Annotated in this window: 19 protein-coding genes; 4 read left to right on the plus strand and 15 right to left on the minus strand. The window is 52.2% G+C overall.

All coding sequences use genetic code 11. The features are described 5' to 3' along the window. Positions 1-37: 37 nt before the first annotated feature. From KNP72_RS09215 to KNP72_RS09235, 5 genes are all read right to left on the minus strand, one after another. Positions 38-766: a GntR family transcriptional regulator gene (locus KNP72_RS09215; RefSeq protein ID WP_021068003.1), complete on the minus strand. Its 729-nt coding sequence runs from the start codon at positions 764-766 to the stop codon at positions 38-40. An 80-nt stretch (positions 767-846) separates the two neighbouring features. Further along, the gene (locus tag KNP72_RS09220) at positions 847-2,271 is read right to left on the minus strand and encodes a glycoside hydrolase family 1 protein (protein ID WP_214832989.1); all 1,425 of its coding nucleotides are present in this window, start codon (positions 2,269-2,271) and stop codon (positions 847-849) included. A 32-nt stretch (positions 2,272-2,303) separates the two neighbouring features. After that, on the minus strand, positions 2,304-3,614 hold the full coding sequence (celB, locus tag KNP72_RS09225; protein ID WP_029596337.1) for a PTS cellobiose transporter subunit IIC: 1,311 nt from the start codon (positions 3,612-3,614) through the stop codon (positions 2,304-2,306). Positions 3,615-3,637: 23 nt separating this feature from the next. Beyond that, positions 3,638-3,982 (minus strand): PTS sugar transporter subunit IIA, encoded by a 345-nt coding sequence (locus KNP72_RS09230; RefSeq protein WP_214832991.1) that lies wholly within the window; start codon positions 3,980-3,982, stop codon positions 3,638-3,640. A 4-nt stretch (positions 3,983-3,986) separates the two neighbouring features. Next, positions 3,987-4,283: a PTS sugar transporter subunit IIB gene (locus KNP72_RS09235; protein ID WP_021067999.1), complete on the minus strand. Its 297-nt coding sequence runs from the start codon at positions 4,281-4,283 to the stop codon at positions 3,987-3,989. A 141-nt stretch (positions 4,284-4,424) separates the two neighbouring features. Between KNP72_RS09235 and KNP72_RS09240 the strand changes: the two genes are divergently transcribed. Next, positions 4,425-6,209 (plus strand): type I phosphomannose isomerase catalytic subunit, encoded by a 1,785-nt coding sequence (locus KNP72_RS09240; protein WP_214832993.1) that lies wholly within the window; start codon positions 4,425-4,427, stop codon positions 6,207-6,209. A gap of 16 nt (positions 6,210-6,225) precedes the next feature. Continuing rightward, a complete protein-coding gene (locus KNP72_RS09245) occupies positions 6,226-7,098 on the plus strand; it encodes an ROK family protein (protein WP_214832995.1) in 873 nt (290 codons plus the stop codon). 40 nt (positions 7,099-7,138) lie between these two features. Here the strand turns inward: KNP72_RS09245 and KNP72_RS09250 are convergent, their stop codons facing one another. Both KNP72_RS09250 and KNP72_RS09255 read right to left on the minus strand, forming a co-directional pair. After that, positions 7,139-7,633 (minus strand): hypothetical protein, encoded by a 495-nt coding sequence (locus tag KNP72_RS09250; RefSeq protein ID WP_214801676.1) that lies wholly within the window; start codon positions 7,631-7,633, stop codon positions 7,139-7,141. Further along, complete coding sequence (locus KNP72_RS09255) at positions 7,630-9,147, minus strand: sensor domain-containing diguanylate cyclase (RefSeq protein WP_214832997.1); 1,518 nt, start codon at positions 9,145-9,147, stop codon at positions 7,630-7,632. Before KNP72_RS09255 ends, KNP72_RS09250 begins: the two co-directional genes overlap by 4 nt. A 198-nt stretch (positions 9,148-9,345) precedes the next feature. Here KNP72_RS09255 and KNP72_RS09260 point away from each other — a divergent pair, with 198 nt between their 5' ends. Then, positions 9,346-9,819: a DUF6188 family protein gene (locus KNP72_RS09260; RefSeq protein ID WP_125318031.1), complete on the plus strand. Its 474-nt coding sequence runs from the start codon at positions 9,346-9,348 to the stop codon at positions 9,817-9,819. Between the two features lie 120 nt (positions 9,820-9,939). Here the strand turns inward: KNP72_RS09260 and KNP72_RS09265 are convergent, their stop codons facing one another. The 6 genes from KNP72_RS09265 to KNP72_RS09290 all read right to left on the minus strand — a co-directional run bounded on the left by KNP72_RS09265 (position 9,940) and on the right by KNP72_RS09290 (position 17,067). Beyond that, positions 9,940-11,391 (minus strand): glycoside hydrolase family 1 protein, encoded by a 1,452-nt coding sequence (locus KNP72_RS09265; RefSeq protein ID WP_418508259.1) that lies wholly within the window; start codon positions 11,389-11,391, stop codon positions 9,940-9,942. Positions 11,392-11,400: 9 nt separating this feature from the next. Next, positions 11,401-13,254, minus strand: a complete 1,854-nt coding sequence (locus KNP72_RS09270) for a beta-glucoside-specific PTS transporter subunit IIABC (RefSeq protein WP_214801682.1) — start codon at positions 13,252-13,254, stop codon at positions 11,401-11,403. Positions 13,255-13,353: 99 nt separating this feature from the next. Continuing rightward, positions 13,354-14,205: a BglG family transcription antiterminator LicT gene (gene licT / locus KNP72_RS09275; protein ID WP_021067990.1), complete on the minus strand. Its 852-nt coding sequence runs from the start codon at positions 14,203-14,205 to the stop codon at positions 13,354-13,356. A 212-nt stretch (positions 14,206-14,417) separates the two neighbouring features. Beyond that, on the minus strand, positions 14,418-15,158 hold the full coding sequence (locus KNP72_RS09280) for an AAA family ATPase (protein ID WP_214833119.1): 741 nt from the start codon (positions 15,156-15,158) through the stop codon (positions 14,418-14,420). Next, the gene (locus KNP72_RS09285) at positions 15,149-16,420 is read right to left on the minus strand and encodes a HAMP domain-containing sensor histidine kinase (RefSeq protein WP_214833001.1); all 1,272 of its coding nucleotides are present in this window, start codon (positions 16,418-16,420) and stop codon (positions 15,149-15,151) included. The genes KNP72_RS09280 and KNP72_RS09285 overlap by 10 nt, the downstream gene beginning before the upstream one ends. Continuing rightward, positions 16,420-17,067, minus strand: a complete 648-nt coding sequence (locus tag KNP72_RS09290; protein WP_214833003.1) for a response regulator transcription factor — start codon at positions 17,065-17,067, stop codon at positions 16,420-16,422. The genes KNP72_RS09285 and KNP72_RS09290 overlap by 1 nt, the downstream gene beginning before the upstream one ends. A gap of 142 nt (positions 17,068-17,209) precedes the next feature. Here KNP72_RS09290 and KNP72_RS09295 point away from each other — a divergent pair, with 142 nt between their 5' ends. Further along, complete coding sequence (locus tag KNP72_RS09295) at positions 17,210-17,785, plus strand: hypothetical protein (RefSeq protein WP_214833005.1); 576 nt, start codon at positions 17,210-17,212, stop codon at positions 17,783-17,785. A 28-nt stretch (positions 17,786-17,813) separates the two neighbouring features. Here the strand turns inward: KNP72_RS09295 and KNP72_RS09300 are convergent, their stop codons facing one another. Both KNP72_RS09300 and KNP72_RS09305 read right to left on the minus strand, forming a co-directional pair. Further along, positions 17,814-18,521 carry a hypothetical protein gene (locus tag KNP72_RS09300; RefSeq protein WP_214833007.1) on the minus strand — a complete coding sequence of 236 codons (708 nt, stop codon included), beginning with the start codon at positions 18,519-18,521 and terminating at the stop codon, positions 17,814-17,816. An 89-nt stretch (positions 18,522-18,610) separates the two neighbouring features. Further along, positions 18,611-20,521: an endonuclease MutS2 gene (locus tag KNP72_RS09305; RefSeq protein ID WP_214833009.1), complete on the minus strand. Its 1,911-nt coding sequence runs from the start codon at positions 20,519-20,521 to the stop codon at positions 18,611-18,613. Between the last annotated feature and the right edge of the window lie 419 nt (positions 20,522-20,940).

The following is a 20,940-nucleotide window of genomic DNA, read 5'->3' on the forward strand; positions in this document are numbered from 1 at the left end:
GAACCTCCTTCGCAAAAAGTCGCCTTTTCCGGCGACGTCATCGAACGATATTGACCGAAGAGAAAACGAACTTGTCATAGCGGTGCCGGGCGAATGAATATTCGAATGGCTTCCCGTTACTCAAGTAAACGACTTGTTCGACTTCAATGATTGGGTCGGTAATGTCATTCTTCAAGTAACGTTGGTCGTACTCGTCAGGCTTGTCTGCTCGAATCATCTTGTGTGAACTCGTGATTGTATAACCGAGCTCCTGTTGGATGTAACTATAGACCGACTTCTCTAAAATTTTACGCGACAGTCCTGTAATTAGATTGGCGACCATGTACGTCAATTCGATGACATACGGCTCTTCGTCCACATAGCGGACACGACGAATCTCATAGACTGGTTCCGTCAGCTCAATCATCAAATGGTCAGCGACTTCCTGGGTCGGGAACTTCACTTCAAAATCGAGCACTTCACTGCGCAAACTGCGGTCGCCGATGACTTGCGTCAATCCTCTCGTCTCTTTACTGATGATGTTGATGCGTTCTTTTTGGAAACTGGCTGGCAAGATGAACGTCCCTTTGCCACGCTTCCGATAAATCAAGCCTTCCATCACGAGAATCTCGAGAGCACGCTTCATCGTCATACGGCTGACACCAAATTCTTCTGCCAATTGAATCTCATCTGGGAGCGGTGTTTCGAGTTCATAAGCCTGTTCATTGATCCGATGCCGAATCTCATCCGCAATCGATTCATATTTTGGTTTTTTCTTTGTAGACATATTCCACCTCATGTATAGACATATACAAATAATATATCAAAAAAAGCTGACAAAGAGTAGGTCCTTGTCAGCTTTTCCTATTATTCTGTAAATCCATGATTGGTAATCACTTGTTTGAACCAGTGACCAGACTTTTTAACGGTCCGCTCTTGGGTCGCCAAGTCGACACCGACGAACCCATAGCGGTTCTTATAGGCGTTGCTCCATGACCAGTTGTCCATGAACGTCCATAAATGGTACCCTTTCACGTTCGCACCTTCTTCGAGCGCCCGATGCGTCCATTTCAAATGCTCGCGAATGAAATCGATCCGGTAGTCGTCTTGGACGCTGCCGTCGGTGTCACGGTAACGTTCTTCCCCTTCAACGCCCATCCCGTTCTCAGAAATGAAACACGGGATGTTGCCATAGTTGTCTTTCAAGTTGATCAAGATGTCATAGACGCCCTGCTCATAAATTTCCCAACCACGATACGGGTTCATCTTGCGACCCGGCATCTCATAGAAGTCGAACAAATTCTCGGGTAGGAACGGCGCATCAGGATTCGGAAGCGACGCCTTTGCCTTGACCCGACGCGGTTGATAGTAGTTGATGCCAAGGAGGTCGATCGTATTCGCCCGAATAAGATCCAAGTCGCCCGGCTGCATCTCCGGCATCGCGCCTTGTTCCTGTAACACGTCGATGAGTTCTTTAGGGAACGTCCCGAGCACGGACGGGTCCAAGAACGAGCGGTTGAAGATGGCGTCGGCCAAGCGCGACGCCTTCAGATCGGCCGGATGTTGACTGCGCGGATACGACGGTGTCAAATTCAGGATGATCCCGATTTGACCGGGTTGTCCCTGCTTCCGATACGCCTGGATAGCGAGCGCGCTCGATAAGATCGAATGGTAAGCGACTTGAACGGCACGCTTGAAATCGACGACGTTCGGATAGTGGAAATCGTACAAGTAGCCGCCTTCGACCGGTACAATCGGTTCGTTATGGGTGAACCATGTCATCACACGGTCTCCGAAAAGTTCGAAACACGTCTTCGCGAACTGTACGTAAGCGTCGACGACGTCACGTGATTCCCAACCGCCTCGGTCTTGAAGCGCCATCGGCATGTCGAAGTGATACAAGTTGATGAACGGCTCGATGTCATGATCGATGAGGCAATTGATCACATTGTTATAGAACGTGATCGCCTCTTCATTCACCTCACCGACGCCTTCTGGGAATAGACGTGACCACGAGATTGAGAAACGAAACGTGTTATGTCCGAGCTCCTTCATGAGTGCGATGTCTTGCTCGTACAAATGATAGAAGTTAGACGCCTCCGTCGCGCTGACGCCATTGAAGAATCGGTTCGGTTGTTGCATATACCAATAATCCCAAATATTTAAGCCTTTGCCGCCCTCAAACGCCGCACCTTCCATTTGCGTCGCCGAAGAGGCCGTCCCCCACCAAAAATCGGTCGGGAATTGATACGTCACTGCTGCTGATGTTTTCGTTTCTGTCGGGTTCGTCATAAACTTTCTCTCCCTTATTCTCTATTTCTCATTCATACCGCTTCGTCTTTATGGTTAGCGGCTTCTTCCTGTTCTTTCTTCAAGTTCAAACGGTCAATAAATTTAAGGAATGGGAACCAGACCGCCAAGATGATCAAGAAGTTGACGAGTTGTAGCAATCCGCCGGCAAGTGAGTTCGTCGCCATCATCCCACTGATGAACATCGGGACGGTCCAAGGTACCGCGACCCCTGTCGGCGGCGGGACGAGCCCTGTCGACATCGCAAAGTAAGTGACTGTGACCGTGATGAGTGGGGCGACAATCCACGGAATCATGATGAGCGGGTTCATGACGATCGGCAGACCGAAAATGACCGGTTCGTTGACGTTAAAGATCCCTGGTCCGAGTGACAGTTTCCCGATTTGTTTCAACTGCTTCGATTTCAAGAACAACAAAATCGCTACGATGACGGCAAGCGTCGAGCCCGAGCCGCCAAGGCCGACCGTATAGATTTCGACGAACTGTTTACTGATGATGTTCGGTACTTCTCCGGTCGCCGTGTACGCGTTCAAGTTTTCAAGCGACAACGTATTCCAAATTGGATCCATGACCGAGTTGACGATGACTTGTCCGTGCAACCCGAAGAACCAGAACAATTGGACGAAGAAGATGGCGATCAACGTTGGGACGAGACCGTTACCCAATTTAACGAGCGGCTGTTGCACGACGTTGAAGATGACGTCATGTAAGTTCGTATTGAACAAGCTCGTCACACCGATGTTGAGGAGCAAGAAGACCGTGAGCGTCAACAAGGCCGGAACGAGCGCCGAGAACGACTTCGCAACCGCCGGCGGTACGCCATCCGGCATTTTGATCGTCCAGTTCTTTTGAACGACGAATCGATAAATCTCACCTGAGAGGAAACCTGTAATCATGGCGAGGAACATTCCTTTGGCGCCAAGACGATCGAGCGGGAGGACGTTACCGACCGCTTCTGTCATTCCTTCGACTTCAATGAGGAACGGTGTCAACAAGAGGAACGATACGAGCGAAATCGCCCCACCGAAGACGGCTTCGACGTTGTAACTTTTCGAAAGATAATAGCCAATACCGAAAACGACGAAGATTGACATGATTCCCATCGTGGCCGATGGGGCGTTACCGAGTGACGATTTGAACGCATTCAGCGTCCCTTCCGACATGAACTTGTCTAAGAACGGCAAGTTGGCAATAACGACGACGATTGAACCGAACATGGTAATCGGGAACGCGAGCATGAACGCATCCCGTAAGACTTGCAAATACCGACTGTTGTTCAAGTAAGTCGCCATCGGCATGAGCAACTTGCTGATCAATAAGAACATTTTGTTGTCCTGTGACATAGGATTCACCCTTCTTGATTAGGATTTACAATCTTTTGCTCCATCATCTCAATCAGACCTGCCGTCAAATCTAGCATCGTCTGAGTCGACATGAGATGGTCTTCGGCGTGAAGGAGCAACAGTGACATGTCCGTCTTCTCCCCGTTCGCCTCTTTTTGAATTTGGCTAAAGTGCGTCTGATGCGCTTCTTTTAACTGTTCACGTGCTGTCGCTAGCTGCGCTTCAAACGCTTCGTAGGAACCCTTCTTATACGTTTGGATTGCTTCTTGAATCGTGCTCCGAGCGTTCCCGCTATGCAAAATCATCATGAACGCCATCTGTTCTAACGTTAACTCTTCCGTTCCTTCCATGACCTCACCCCATCAATTTGATTGCTTGCTCATACGCTGCTTTCCCATTCGCCGTTCCGTAGGCCATCATGTCGATGACTTCGACCGGCTTTGATGTTTGCGCTTTCAATTTGTCGAGCAAAAAGCGCATTTGCGGTCCGATGAGGATGACGTCCGCCTCTTCCATCTCCTTACCAACCTGGTCTTGACCGACTGCCCAAATTTTCGCTTCGTCCCCGATTGACGCCGCGTGCTGTTGCATTTTCGTGACGAGCAGGCTCGTCGACATTCCTGAACTACAAGCAAGTAATACCTTCTTCATGTTCGATCACTCCTTTTTTGAAATCGTTTACAACTTTTATTATACACATGATTAATTTCATGTCTATACTTGATTTAAAGTTTGTTTAGTTTTTAAATTTAAAAGTGTATACGATAATAAATGAGAGTGAGGGAATTGACGATGAAAATCATCCCGTTACAGCCGCATTATCAATATCGTCTTTGGGGAGGCGACCGCTTAAAGCGTTTTGGTTTTTATTTTGATGAAGTCTCGATTGGCGAAGCATGGACCGCCTCGGCGTTGCCGCAAGGCAGTTCCGTCGTGTCTGCTGGCCCTTACGCGGGGACGCCACTAGGCGAACTGTACAACACGCATCGTGAACTATTCGGTATCGATGCTTCGGTATTTCCATTGTTAATCAAGTGGATTGATCCGAACGATGATTTATCGATTCAAGTCCATCCTGATGACGAGTTGGCGCAGTCGCTCGAGGGTCAACCGTATGGAAAGAATGAATGCTGGTACATCCTCGACGCGCCAGAAGGGGGAGAAATCATCTACGGGCATACGTTCGAGTCGAAAGAGACGTTACAACAGGCGCTCGAGGCTGGTGATGTCATGTCCGGTTTAATTCGAAGACCTGTCAGCCGCGGCGATTTTTTGTACGTGCCGGCCGGGACTGTCCACGCTTTGACGAAAGACGTATCTGTTCTCGAGATTCAACAAAGTTCAGATACGACGTACCGTCTCTATGATTACGGACGCACTGAACCGACGACGGGCCGCACACGTGATCTCCACGTCAATCAAGGTACCCTTGCCTCCTTTGCACCCCATCTCGACTATGTGGAACATGTCCTGTCACTGAATCATTTCCGGACGCAGTTGACGCGCAATCCGTATTTCTTTGTCGAAAAATGGACGATCGAACGCGAAGAATCCGTCTCGACGGACACGTTCCGTTTGCTCTCGGTCGTCGATGGGACACTTGAGATTGACGGTTCGTCCTTCGATATTGGTGCGACGTTGCTTTTGCCAGCGGATCAGTCATTTCAGTTGGACGGAACGGCCACGTGCCTCGTCACCGGCGTATCCTCTCCAACGAAACAAAAAGCCCGCATCGGCATCGATTTGGGCGGCACAAACACACGAATCGCCGTCGTGTCGACAGAAGGGCGCCTCGAGAAACAATATAAGTTGAAGACACAGCCACACCTTGAGCTCGACACCTTGTTGAACCAAATCAAGCTTGCCGTCGAACGATTCCAACTCGAATATGACATCACGCACGTCGGCATCGCAGCTCCTGGTCCGCTCGACTTAAAACAAGGTGCGTTCTTGACCCCGCCGAACCTCCCGAACTGGCACCATCAGACGATCGTGGAGCCGCTATGCACTCTGCTCGGCCTACCTGTCACGTTAGAGAATGATGCCAATGCGGCGGCACTCGCCGAAGCGAAGTTCGGGGCTGGTCGTCATGTCGACTCCGTCTTTTACGTCACGGTCAGCACAGGTATTGGCGGCGGCTTCGTCTATAAGCAAAATTTGATTAGTGGGGCTCATGGTAGCGCCGGAGAAGTCGGCAATATGATTATTCGTACGGACGGACCAACACATCCGACGCTGAACGTCGGAGCGCTTGAGACGCATGCGAGTGGAACGGCACTTCACGAACGTGCCCGCACTAAAGGAATGACTGATTCGATGACGCTTTTGACAGACGAAATCGAACGCAACACGTTCGTCGAGGATTTAGCGACCGGTCTCGCCAATATCATCCACACGGTCGACCCTGACGTCATCATTCTTGGAGGAGGTGTGACGGCTTCGGCTCCGTTATACTGGAATCAGTTACAAGACGCGGTCGCGATGCGAGTATACCCTCATTTGAGAGGAGCGACCCCCCTCGTCCTGCAGCAACTGCATGGCGACGCTGGCGTCATCGGGGCCGCGTTCTTGCCATAAGGAGTGGAAACAAGACATGCAACATTATTTAGCCATCGATATTGGTGGTACTAGTATCAAATACGGAGTCGTCCAAGCCGACGGCAACCTCCTGTCGAACAAACACGTCCCAACCCCAGCGACGTGGGACGGCCTGCTTGATCACGTCGATGTGATTTTTAACGAAGCTACCGTCGAGGCCCCACTCGACGGAATCGCCTTCAGTGCGCCCGGCTCCGTCGATTCGACGACCGGTGTGATTCATGGCATCAGCGCATTGCCTTATATCCACAATCGTCCGTTTCTACAGCCGTTCGAAGACCGTTACGACTTACCGGTCACCGTCTTGAACGATGCCAATGCGGCAGCACTTGCAGAAGGATGGAATGGTGCGGCCGCATCCGTGAAACGCTATGCGACCGTGGTCATCGGAACCGGCATCGGTGGAGCGTTCGTCGACTCGAACGTCCTTATGGTCGGGTCGCACTTCCACGGCGGTGAGTACGGGTACTGGATTTTGGACCCGAACTTACCTCATCCTGACGGAACATGGAGCGCCATCGGCTCGACGGCCGTCCTCGTCAAGCGTTGCAGCGAACAGCTCGGTCGTCCACTCACCGGAAAAGATGTGTTCGCGCTTCAAACCGATCCGGTCATCCAAACGGAATTAGAGCGCTTCTATCGCTGGAACGCGATTGGCATGTACAATCTCCAATTCGGGCTCGACCCGGATCTGATTTTAATCGGTGGTGGCATCAGTCGCCGTCCGGAAGTCCGGGACGGGATTAAACGACACTTGGATGCGCTCTGTGACGCGTTCGGCACGTTCCGCATCGACATCGAGACGTGTGCCCATTTCAACGAGGCCAACTTGATTGGTGCCGCACGGTTTCACATGTTAGCGCAGTAAAAAAAAGGGTTTCCATCACGAATCTGTGATGGAAACCCTTTTATTTTGCGAGGCGATCTTCATGGAGTTGATGATACACCTCGTCTCGAATCGCTGCGAGCGTACGATCATGGACAATCATATGCTCCCGAATCGTCCGGTTAACGCGTTCATTAATCTTGCCGGCCTCCAAGTGTCGATCCAACACGGGAAGGCTGAAGTCGTCAATCGGCAAATAGGCGATAGCAATCACGACTGACCCTGACTTCACCGAGACTTGCACGCCGTTCACTTCTGGAAAGAAATAAGATTCATAATACGGTTCGACGACCAGTTCTGATTTCCCCGCATCTCGGACTTCTGGAATCGTCGTCGGCAACGCGATGAAATATACCATTTGATCGAACGAGAACGAGACGTCTTTCAATGAGACGCCGAGCGCCGCAGCATGTCGTCTCGCTAACTTACCTGTCACGAAACGATAACACGGCTGACTCGTCAATAAGATTGAACCGATAAAGGCGACGGTCATAATCATGACACTGAATTCGGTCAAAGCGGCACCCCTTCCCAACGACAAACTTGGTTTTTCCCTTTTGATTTGGCTATATAGAGGGCTTGATCGGCACACTCAATCAACTGTTCAAGGGACTGTTCATGAAGGGTGTGCTTTGAAGCGACGCCGAAGCTTAGCGTCAACTGTCCACCCGGTTGTCGTTCTCCGTTCATAAAGTTCGTTCCGAGCACGGCGCTGCGGATTGTCTCCGCCACCTGTGCTGCCTCGACCTCGTCATACTGCGGCAATAGCACGACAAACTCTTCGCCACCGAACCGATACGCCATCTGTTCATCCGGCACGCTCCGTCGAATGACGCTCGCGAGTCGCGTGAGTAACTCATTTCCAGCCAAGTGACCATTCGTGTCGTTGAAGTGCTTGAAATGATCGATATCCATGACAATTAGTGACAGCTCGTCCGTTTCGCACTCCCGGAACAAGACGTCCAAATCTTGTTCGAATGAGCGATGGTTTTTAAGACGCGTCAAGCCGTCACGAAGTGCTAATGTCTCGATGCGCTGGTACAACATCGTTTGATGGAGCGCGAGCGAGGCTTGCTCCGCAATCGGACGGACGCTATCAATTTTTTGAGGGGTAATCGGCTTTTTATTGACGACGTTATCGATGACAAGGAGTCCGTAAGGAATGCCTTGATGGTGAAGCGGGAAAATCGTACACTCATCCATTTGTAAATCGGTATGTAGCATCCGCAGCACCGGGTCATCGGTGATGCTCGCGTAGACATGGAGCGGTCGTCCTGAATCGAGTGTCTGTTTGAACAGGTGGTTGCCATGAAACGGAATCGTCATCTTCCGAATCCGTTCGTTCAACTGTTCATCGTGCGTCGAGTCCGTCTCCTTCTCATCAATCAGTCCTTGGAGGTCATAATGTTGGCGCGTAATTTCTTCCCAAATTTGAAAGCCGTCTTCTGGATTCATCGGTCCTGTCCCCATCACTCCGTAAATGCTATCTTTTTCCAAATCCGCAAAGAAGATGATTGAACGGTTAAACCCGAGCCCGTGCCCCGCCGTCACCGATGTCAAAATTGTTTGCAGCAACCGATCCGGATCGAGCGTGTCTTGCATTGTAAAACTGACTTCCCGAAACACGTTCAATTGACGAGAACTTGCCGTCAACATCCGTAACCGTCCCGATCGCTCACGCTTCAACTGTTTGACATAGCCGAAGAGCAACGCCGCACCTAGTCCGAAAAAGATATAACTGAGTAACAACGGGAACGACAACGTTCCCGATTGGCTGTACACCAAAATCCAACCGACCAGAATGGCCGTCACCATGCCCTTCCAGTGAAAACAGACGAGTCCCGTCACAATCAACAACAGTACGGACCAATGTAAATCATAAAAGTCGAACAACACCCCGTGCCAAATCACGACGAGACTGCTCGTCCCGGCGAGCAGCCAGCGATTCAGGGCGGGGGTCGTCATCAACCGGAGGACGTTGAGGACGATGGTGATTAGGACGGTACCGCCAATCAATAAGCCATAAACCATGGTTACCCCTCGTTTCATCGATTCATCTATACTTTTGATTATAAATCGAATCTTCGAAGGCGGGACCGAATTCGCCCAATCACTGACCAAACTTTTAACTTCCTTGAAGTATTTTCCATAAGATGTCGAACGTCTTCATCCCCCTCTTATGAGTGATTTCACATAATCCTTTCGTTTACTTTAGTGGAGTAACGTGGAATGATGGAATTAACTAACCTATTTAAGCGAGGTGGAAGCGTGACCCGTACCGAACATCTAGAAGCTACACGGATTTTACAACATCTATTCAACGCGTCTTCCTTCGTCGGAATCGACTTCGGTTCCGGCCCAAACCATCACCTACTTTACTTTAAACGAGATGGCAACGAGTCTTGGCTCTCAATCGAAGGACCCTGGTATGTCCATTCATCGGGTCCGTCGTTCAATGAAGATGAACAACTCCATCACCTCGTCGGACTGCGACGTGAACGCGTCCGCTCCGTCCGTTTAACAGAAGACAACCCCAACCTTGAACTCACATTTGAATCCGGATCGGTCTTGTTCGTGAACGGTTATCATGAGCAGTATGAGAGTTGGCAGGCCGGAGACGCCCGCCCGCTCGGAGGCGAGCACTTTTTACTCGTCGCCATGCCTCAAGGAGACTTGGCCGTCTTCGCCGAAGATGACGTCTGATGGCAGCCTGGACAGAGATTCTCACATATATGTTGATTGCAGGCGGCGTCAGTCTCGCCATCATCGTTTTGCGAAAAATCACGAAAGCATAATAAAAGAGCGGCTGCGGCCGCTCTTTTATTATTTCACCGTCTCGTCCTCGAACAAGCTTGCCCCGTTCGTCTGGATGACGTTTTGATACCAGAAGAACGAGTCTTTCCGTGAACGTTCGAGCGTCCCTGACCCGTCGTCGTGCTTATCGACGTAGATGAAACCGTAACGTTTGCTGTACTCCCCGGTCGATGCGCTGACAAGGTCGATACAGCCCCAGCTCGTATAACCGATGACGTCGACACCGTCTTCAATCGCCTCCACCATCGCTTTCAAATGGTCACGCAAATACTCAATCCGATAATCGTCATGGACCGAACCGTCCGCTTCGACCTTATCATAAGCCCCGAGACCGTTCTCGACGATGAAGAGCGGCAATTCATAACGCTCATACAGTTTGTTCAAAATGACGCGAAGTCCCATCGGATCGATTTCCCAACCCCAGTCGCTTGCTTTCAAGTAAGGGTTTTTCACACCGCTCATAATGTTCCCTGCTGCTTCGTCTTCTGTCTTCTCCGCTTTCTCGGTACGCGACATATAGTAGCTGAGTGAGAAGAAGTCGACCGTGTGTGCTTTCAGCGTCTCGAGATCGCCGTCTTCCATCACGAGTTCAATCCCATTCTCACGGAAGAATCGTTTCGCGAACGACGGATATTCACCGCGAACGTGAACGTCGCCGCAGAAGAAGTTCATCATGCGCTCGGCGTCATGCGCGTACCAAATGTCTTCCGGGTTCGAGCTGTACGGATAGACCGGCGCCGCGATGAGCATGCAGCCGATTTGCATCGATGGGTCGATTTCGCGTGCCGCTTTTGTCGCGAGCGCACTTGCCACGAGTTGATGGTGCAACCCTTGATACGTCAATTGCAACTGGTCATCCCCTTCACGGATCGCCATCCCGAGACTGAGCATCGGCATGAATTGGGCCCCGTTGATTTCATTGAACGTGAGCCAATACTTGACCTTGCCTTGGTAACGTTCGAACAAGACACGGCTGTACCGCTCGAAAAATGTCACGAGGCGGCGGTCACGCCAACCACCGTATGCTGTCGCCAAGTGGAGCGGCAACTCATAGTGCGAGATTGTGACGAGCGGCTCAATCCCCTGCGCGACGAGCTCGTCGATGACGCGGTCATAGAATTGAAGACCTTCCTCGTTCGGCTCGAGTTCGTCACCGTTCGGGAAGATGCGCGACCAAGCGATTGACATGCGGAACGTCTTGAAGCCCATCTCTTTGAAGAGAGCGATGTCTTCCTTGTAGTGATGATAGAAGTCAATGCCTTCGTGGTTCGGGTACGTATACTCGTCATGTAGCTCGAAATCGAACGTCGGGTCATGGATGATTTTCATCCGGTCCTTGCCGCCCGGCATCACATCCGCGATCGACAGTCCTTTGCCGCCTTCTTGATATCCGCCTTCAAATTGGTTCGCCGCTGTGGCGCCACCCCATAAAAAGTTTTTCGCTACTTGTTTCATATCCATTTCCTCCTTTTAGGCTAAGACGCGCAAGACGCCGTGGTTTGGTTCGACGATGCCGCTATGTGTCGGCAAGACATCTAAGTAGTTCCCTGTATTGGTGACAATTACTGGAGTTATCGTGTCGTAACCGGCTTGAGCGATGGCTTCTAAATCAAATTTCACCAACACGTCGCCTTCGGTCACTTGTTGTCCGTCTGTGACGAACGATTCGAAATGTTGTCCCCCGAGCTGGACCGTGTCGAGCCCGACGTGAATCAATACTTCGACACCGCTATGCGACCGGAGTCCGATTGCGTGCTTCGATTGATAGACCGTGACGACTTCCCCGTCGAACGGCGCATAGACGACGCCTTCTGTCGGCATGATGGCAATTCCTTTCCCCATCGCGCCACTCGAGAACACTTCATCGCGAACGGTCTCAAGTGCGACGACTTCCCCTTTGACCGGTGAGGAGACCGGTGTACCGACGTGATCAGTCAAGACAGGTGCTGATTCGACACGCGGCGACGTTTCTTCCGATGCTACTTCTTTATGGAATGCGAACGTGAGTCCGAACGAGACGAGCGTCGCAACTGCCATCCCAATCAACGCACCATAGAATGTCATATCAAGGCCCGTTGCCGGAATCATGACCGGGATACTGAACACGCCGAGACCACCCATCGCATAAGCGGCCGTCCCGAGCATACCGCCGACGACACCGCCGGCCGCGCCGCCAACCATCCCAAAGACGAACGGTTTTTTACGCGGGAGCGTCAATCCGTAAATCGCCGGCTCGGTGATACCGAACACACCAGCGATCGTCGACGAGGTACCGAGTCCCTTCGTCTTCGGGTCACGCGCCTTCAATGTGATGGCGAGCGTTGCCCCGACTTGACCGAATGTGGCCATGAGGACCCCGACGACAATCGTGTCCATGCCGACGACTGCCAAGTTGTTGATGATAATCGGCACGAGCCCCCAATGGAGACCGAACATGACGAGCACTTGCCAAAATGCACCGATGAAAGCGATGGCGACGACTGGACTGAGTTCATATAAGAACGAGTAGCCGCCGGCGAGACCTTGACTCGCGTATGTCGCGACCGGACCGATGGCGAGGAACGTGAGCGGGACGACAATCAAGAGTGCCATCATCGGGGTCGTGAAGTTACGGACCGCCTCATGCGTGTGTTTGTTGAAGAACGTCTCTACTTTCGATGACACGTACGCCGCCAAGATAATCGGAATGACCGAGGACGCGTAGCTCATCAAGACGACTGGCACCGTGAGGAATGAGAGTGACTCGCCCGCACCTTGTATCGCGACGATGGCCGGATAGACGAGCGCACCCCCGATAATCATCCCAATATACGGATTGCCGCCAAACTTCTTCGCTGCCGAATGGCCGAGGATGACCGGTAAGAAGTAGAAGAGCGCGTCGGCCGCTGCGTTCAAGACGATGTATGTGCCCATGTCTTGTGTCAGTAAGCCAAGGGCGACGAGAATGGCGAGCAACCCTTTCAATAGACCACTACCGGCCATAGGTCCGAGGATCGGGGTGAAAATCCCCGCAATCACATCAATCAAACGGTTAAAGACGCCCGTTTTTTCCGTATCGTCATTTGATGACGTCTGGAATCCACCGGCCTCGACCACGTCCTTGTAGACGTATGGGACGTTGTTGCCGATGACGACTTGGAACTGGCCACCACTTTGGACGACCGTGATGACGCCGTCATGATTTTTTAACGCTTCGGGGTTAGCTTTCTGTTCATCTTTCAATTTAAAACGTAACCGTGTCGCACAATGGAACACGCTTTTGACGTTGTCTTTCCCGCCGACGTGACGAATGATGTCCGCGGCGAGCGTTTTTGTTTGGCTCATACTGTTCACTCCTTCAATTTGTATAAAAAGAAAAACCTAAATGAACGCACACGGGAGGTGTCGTCATTTAGGTTTGGCCTGCATCATCAGTAACCATCCTTAGGATCGTCGTTCTTTCATTAAGTTTTCGATATGAATCATCATATACAACCGCTCATCGGTCGAAACCTCGTAATTGTACTTCGTGGCGATTAGACCGGCGATTTTCTCGACACATTCGTAAGCGTCCGGATAGCGCAGCTTCACCATCTCGAACAGCGTCTCGTCGCCCCCCTGCTTAATCTTCTCACCTGAGGCAAGCCGTTGGACGAAATACTTCAAGTGGGTCAAGAATCGTGAATAGGCGTATGATTCTTCATCCAAATCAATTTGAAAGTGGTACGTGATGATGGTGAGGATTGCTTGTGTGGCGCGTGTCATCTCAGTGACGAGATGCAAATTCTCACCTTTGGCACCCGACATCGTTGCGTTGACGAGATGGAGCGCGATGGCGACCGCCTCGTCTTCGTCTAATTTGACGTCGTGCCGTTCATTGATGAGGGCGACCGCTTCTTTCCCGATGGTGAACTCGGGTCCGTAAAATCGTTTCACTTCCCAAACGAGCGGGTTCCGAATGATGATTCCATCCCGATACCGACTGAGGGCGAAATGGATGTGGTCGGCGAGGGTCACATATAGCGAATCATGGACCGACTTCTCAAGCCGCGTCTCCGCCAACTTGACGATCTCTTTGACCGTATCCATCTCCGCCGCTGGCATCTCATTCAAAAAATGAACGAACCGTTCGTGGCTCTCTTTACTCTCGAGCGTAAAGACTTTTTCAATCCGCGCTTGATCAATCGCATCACCCGGACGTTTTTGAAACGCAATCCCCCGTCCCATGACGACTTGTTCTTGACCGTTCGCTTGAATGGCCACGACGTTATTGTTGAACACTTTTGAAATCTGCATGGAATCAATTCACCTCCGCTCAAGTTCGAGTGAAAAGAAAAAAACCTAAATTCACACCGGTCCGCCCAAATTTGGATGATCGGCATCAATTTAGGTTTTGCCTGCTTGACCAGTAACAATCCCAAAATGGATTTTCTTCTTCTCGCTACTAGCATACTCCCTTGAAATCTTGACGTCAACATAAAAATAAAACGCTTACACCATGACCGTTTTCACTCGAACAGGATGCGTTGCATCCGTTCTGGTGCCGCTAGAAAGTCACGCATGACACGGACGTGCTCGAGTTCGTCGAATGTCGTCGGCCGGAGTCCCGTCTCGACTTGGAGTATGTCGGCGTCAGGATACGACATGAGGATTGGTGAATGGGTCGCGATGATGAATTGACTGCCCGATTGGACGAGTTCATGCATCCGCGCGAGCATCGTCAACTGCCGCATCGGGGACAAGGCGGCCTCAGGCTCGTCCAATATATAGAGCCCGCCATCCCGGAAACGATGGAGCATGAGCGACAAGAACGCCTCCCCGTGCGATTGCTCATGGAGCGATCGACCGCCGTAAGACGCATAGAACCGTTCCGGGTCGGGCGACGTTCGTGCAATCTCATCCACATAACTCGACAATTGATATGCCGTCTCGGCCCGGAGGAAAAATCCGTCCTTCGGTCGATAGGCACCCCGAATCGGACGGAGCGCCTCGAACAACGGGCTATGCGTTGCCTCGGTCTCAAAACGGAACGTCGTCGCCCCACCTTCCGGATTGAATCCGGCGGCGATGGCCATCCCTTCGACCAACGTCGATTTTCCACTCCCATTCTCGCCGACCAAGAACGTGACCGGCTTCGTCAGCGTCAGTTCATCAAACCCCTCAAAAATCGGTAGCGAGAACGGATAGCCCGGTGTCTCAATCCGGTCCCGTTCCAAGCGCACGCCCCGCAAAAATAAGTTTAATCCCATTCGATCCAAAATAGCGCCCCCTCTCTCGACTCAATCCCGTACGACAGCCCTTGTGCCTCGAGTAACAGCTTATTGATAGCCAGACCGAGCCCGTGCCCGTTCGAGCGGTCGCCTTTCACATACATGTCCCAGATGTTGACAAGCATCGATGCTGTGATGCCCGGACCCTGATCCTCGATTTCAAGCCGTCGCTCGGTGAGCCTGATTGTAATCATTCCGCCAATCGGACTCGCATGATACGCGTTCTGAAGAAAGTTTGACAAGATGCGCTCCATCGCCAACCGGTCCGCCTGAACGACCGCATCCTCGACGAGTTCAAGTGTGACCGTCACTTGCTTGTGACGGAACCATTCCTCCATCCGCGTGACCGTCGCTTCAATCAATTCATTCATGTGAACAGTCTCAATCGTGAGCGCCAGCTTGCCTGCCGATAGCTTCGAGTATTCGAGCATCTGGGTGACGAGCCGGTCGATGCGATCGACCTCTTCGGTCATGCTGCGTCCCGTCTCGGCCACGTCTTCTTGTTTAACGACACCGAGTTCAAGCATTTCTGCCTCGTTTCGGACGATGGCGAGCGGGGTGCGGACGTCGTGCGTGATTCCCGAGATGAACGTGTTTTGCAGTCGCTCTTTCTCTTCGAGCGACGTGTTCATTTGACGGACCGCTTCCGTCAAATCGCCGATTTCATCGTCAGTGACCGGTGGCAACGTGAGATCATGACGACCCGACATGATGGACGCGGTCGCTTGCTTCAGCTCGATGAGCGGGGACGTCAAACGCCGACCCATCCAATATGTGACACCGACGGCGACGAGGAGTGCGAGCAAAAAACCGCTGCCAAGAATGACATAAATTTGGCGAAACTGAGGGTTCGACAGCGGGACAGGTGCATACGTCACGATTTGAACATCTCCTTCTTCCCGAAGGAACGTCAATAGCCGCATCCCGTTCACGCTGACCTCGTCTCGTTCGGACAATCCGTCCGGGTCGAGCATCGGCGTCATCTGTCGACGCATCCTACCTCCCCGTTCAGGATTGACCGCCTCCCCGTCTTGAAACACGAGGACATCGAGCTGTCCGGGTATGCCGCGCCCATCCACGAGTGCCTCGTAGACGATATCCGCTTCACGCGCTAATTGGTCATAGCTCTCCGTCTCAGCGAAACGTCCAATCAATAGCGACGTCAGGCCGAACGTGAGCAACGCCATTACGACGAGCGGAAGGATTGCCGTCCATAGCAGTTTCTTCATCAAACGGCTCATCAGACTTCCTCCAATCGATAACCGACGCGGTGCACCGTCTTCAATTGCCGTTTCATCGTCGGTGATTTGTCGCGCAACTGCTTGACGTGCGTATCGACCGTCCGCGTATCCCCGGCGAACGTATAATCCCACACCTCGTCGAGTAGGCGGTTCCGATCGAGCGCTTCTCCGCTATGCTTCAAGAAGTAGAGTAACAACTCATATTCTTTATTGGTCATTCGAATCACTTGCCCGGCGTCAATCACTATGCGAGAACGTGCGTCCACCGTCATGTCGCCGAACGAAATCTCGTCCGTCTGTTTCACGAGACGCTTCAGACGAATTTCGAGTTCTTTTAACACAATCGGTTTGACCAAATAATCGTCGGCCCCGAGCTCGAGACCGAACACACGGTCATCTGCCTCTCCTCGTGCCGTCGCCAAGATGATGGCCGGCCGTGGCTTAAGTGCCTTCAGTTTTGGAATGAGCGTCCATCCTTCTCCGTCCGGCAAACGAACGTCGAGCAAGACTGCATCGAACGGTTGCTCAAGCTGTCGTTTCGCTTCGGCGAGCGTGCCGGCCACACTGACATAAAACCCCGCGTACGTTAAAAAGCGGGCGAGCCCGTCCGCTAATTTCGGTTCATCTTCGACTACGAGTACGTTCATCTTTATCGCCTCCACTCTCATTATATCGCATCGTGAAACGAACCCATCATTTCCCAAAGACAATTTGCAGAAACCTTGCAACTCCCTCACAACTTTTGAACGTCCCCGCCCTACACTTGAAGTAGTAAAGGAGGAGATTAATATGAAAACATCTAAATTAGCCATCGCCCTGGCCGGCCTACTTGCCGTCTCAGGAACCGGCGTCTATGCCGCCACGAACGATACGACAACGACCGACGGAACGGAAACGACGACACAATGCGAACGCGGAGAACGCGGCGAGCGGGGTATGTTCGGTGACCGGGCCGCCGAGCAGGCCGCTTTGCTCGAGGCGCTCGGTTTGACCGAAGACGAGGTGGACGCAGCGCGAGAAGAAGGACAATCGCTTCCTGAACTCGCGGAAGAAAAAGGGATCACCATCGAACAGTTCATCGAGGCGATCATCACCTCTCATGAAGCGAAACTTGAGGCAGCCATCGAATCCGGTGACTTGACGCAAGATGAGGCCGACACGATTCTTGCCGACCACGAAGAACGTTTTGCTGACGTCACGAGTTACGACGACTTAGGCGACATGCGTGGCTTTGGTGGTGGACGTCACGGGGGTGGGGGTGGGCATGGCCCACATCACGGTGGTCAATTCGGTGGACCTAACCAAGATGAGGACACACCTGCGTCCGATGATAACGTAGACAATCAGAGCACCAATTCACTGTAAGCAAAAAGGCAACCTCGCGGTTGCCTTTTCATATGGCCAATAACAGTAAAGCGTATCCGATGAGCCCGACAGCAAACGCACGAAAGCTGCTGTCTCGTTCTTCTGGCAGCTCTTCTTTCATGACGTTCAAAATAATCCCCCCGGCCAAGAACGCGACAATCATCGACAGCGTCACTTCATGGAGCGCTGAAAATGCGCCGACGCTCCACCCGGCAAGCACGGCCAACGACAACCACAATCGGCCTCGCCTGTCGTACGACTCCTGATGGTGATGCCTCAGACCCTGGTCGACCGTGATGAAATGAATCCCTAATGCGACAAAGTAGAGTGTCATTGCCCATGCCGTATCGAACTCGCTCTCCGCGAGCACATAGCCGATGCTGAAGTTGTAGACGATGAACAACGCCATGTGAATCCAAAAAACGCTGCCGTTGCCACGCCGTTTCATTTGCGTGGCTAACCGTTCCAAGCCATAAAACACTGCCAGACCGAGCATGCTGACGACGAGGATATGGTTTTCGATTGAGGCGAACAGTCCACTCTCGAGATGTCCTTCGAGTTCTTGTTGATATTCGTTCAGTTCAGGCAAGAGATGAAGAAACACATACGCGACAGCGACTCCGCCGGCGAGTGACAGAAACCGGCTCCGCGGCGTCTCGCGCACGTGAATCAACTGTCCTGAAAAGTAGTGGATCAAGACAAATCCGATGGCGAACAATAAACTTAACCAAAACATCCAGTCACCTCCGACACGTTACCCGTAAGCCGAACTGCTGTGATGACTCCCGGTCCTTGTTCCTTACCCGAGTGTCCTGCCGGATACACTCATTCGCCTCGTTCGGCACGTTGCCGCGCCCGAATCTCTTTCTCGACGCGACGGAGCGCTTTTTTCGAGCCACGGGCAAAGTCATGCGCTTCTTTCCGGTCCCGGTAATCGACGAATAACGTTTCGAGGTCATAGCCGGCTGGATACAAGTCGAGCGCTTTCGCCTCGCGTCGAACTCGACGGAGCGGGTGCTCACTGAAAACACCGTCGACATACACGGTGACTTGGCGCAACGATTCATCCATCGCATAGACAAGACCAACTTGATTCGTCTCAAGCAGGCGGACCCGGTCACCTTTCGCTAGCATTTGGTCAGGTTCGACGACAGGGCGGACGACTTCTTGTGTCAGGCGCGTCGCATCAAGGAGCGACTGGTCATACGTCTTGTCGTGCATATAGCGGGCCGCCTGCTTCAAAATCGATTCGGGCAATTTCATTTTCCGGGCAATGAACAAGGCGTTGCTGTCGCCGGACTGCCCAATCAACAGCCGATACTTCGGTTCGAGCGTGTCCGGGTCGAACTGCATGGCCGCGTTCATGAAGTCCGGATGCGTCTCTGAGTACGCTTTGATTTCGCCGTAATGGGTCGAGGCGACGACGAGACAGCCGCGCTTGTATGCCTCTTCTAAAATCGCGATGGCGAGTGCCGCACCCTCGTTCGGCTCGGTCCCGCTTCCGATCTCATCGAATAATAGTAATGATCGTTTCCCAGCCTCCTGCATGATGCTCGCCACGTTATGCATATGGGCCGAGAACGTGCTGAGCGCCGAACCCATGTCCTGGTTGTCCCCGATGTCGACGAACACGTCGTCAAACGTCGAGATGTCCGTGTCCGGATGGGCCGGGATATGAAGCCCGCTCATCGTCATCAAACTTAGCAGACCGATCGTCTTCAAGACGACCGTCTTCCCGCCGGCGTTCGGTCCGGTGATAATCAGACCGCGGTACGTGTCCCCGAGTGAGAAGTCGAGAGGGACCGCTCGTTCGAGAAGCGGATGGCGGACTTGTTTCAAACGGATGTTCCCGACACCGTTCACGCGCGGGGCGATGCCATCGATGGCTTGGCTATACTTCCCTTTCGCGAACACCATGTCGTATTGGGCGATGACGTCGAGCGTCGCCTCGATGGTCGGCAACGCCTCCGCCACTATGCCGGTAAGCGTGGCGAGCACTTGATAGATTTCGACTGCTTCCTCCGTCCGTTTGACGACGAGTTCCGCGTTCAGCTTCGCCACCGCTTCCGGTTCGATGAACACAGTCGTGCCGCGGCTCGACGTGTCGACGATTGTCCCGGCGATTTTATGTTTATACGACGCTTTGATCGGAATCGTGAATCGGTCTTGTTTCTTAGTCACAAAGCCGTCTTGAATCGCTTCCCGGTTCGCAGCGCTCTTCAAGAACTTGCTCAACCGCTCCTCGATCCGTCCTTCGAGAATGTCGATTTGTTTGCGGACCCGTTTCAATTCTTTGGACGCCTCGTCGACGACACGTCCCCCGCGAATCGACTGGATAATGTCTTCCTCGATACTGCGCCACTCGCTCATCTCTCCCGCGTAAAGGGACAAGAGCGGTGCAAAGAACGCCTGCTCGGCCATGAACCGCTTCAGTTTCCGGGCACCCCGGAAAAATTCGGCGACGGCTTCGAGTTCGCTTGCCTCGAGCTGGATACCCCGGCTGATTTTACCGATGAGTGGTTCCATATCGGATACCCCGATAAAGGGGACGTGTGACGTCGCGTCGAGAATCGCGCGTGCTTCCGATGTCTCTTGGAGCCGTTTTTTAACCGTTTGCAAATGGCTCGTCGGACGCTGGTTTCGTAACAAGTTGCGTCCGAATCCGCTGATGCAGTAGCGTTCGACGTGTTGAATCAAGTCGTTATATTGTAGTTTGTCTAAAGTTTGTTCATTCATGATGGAGTCTCCTTAAAAATGGGATGGAGATACCGCGCAAACAAAAAGCGTCGGCCGATGACGACCAACGCAAAAAGACAGACCGGTGTCTGGCAGTTTATGAAGGGCGGTATCTGTAACAGAACATGAAGGCATGACAAAAAGACGTGTCATCCAACATTTTTTCAGTTCGTTAGGCAGATACAACCTCACTCATTAACATGCAACACCTTTCTCATTCAGTTTCGCCCTAACTATACAACAGATTTTCGAAGAAGTAAAATTTCTAGAGAACGCTTTCAAATTAGGTCTTGATATCTATACATCGGCGTGCTATCTTGAGGGTGACGAAACGAATAATGATCACATGTGACTGATTCGATCAGGCATGGGGTAAGACGAAAGGCTCAGGCCACCCGTCTATACTCCATGCCTGTTTT

The sequence above is a fragment of the Exiguobacterium sp. s152 genome (assembly GCF_018618335.1).
In the GTDB taxonomy this organism is placed as follows: Bacteria; Bacillota; Bacilli; order Exiguobacteriales; family Exiguobacteriaceae; genus Exiguobacterium; species Exiguobacterium chiriqhucha.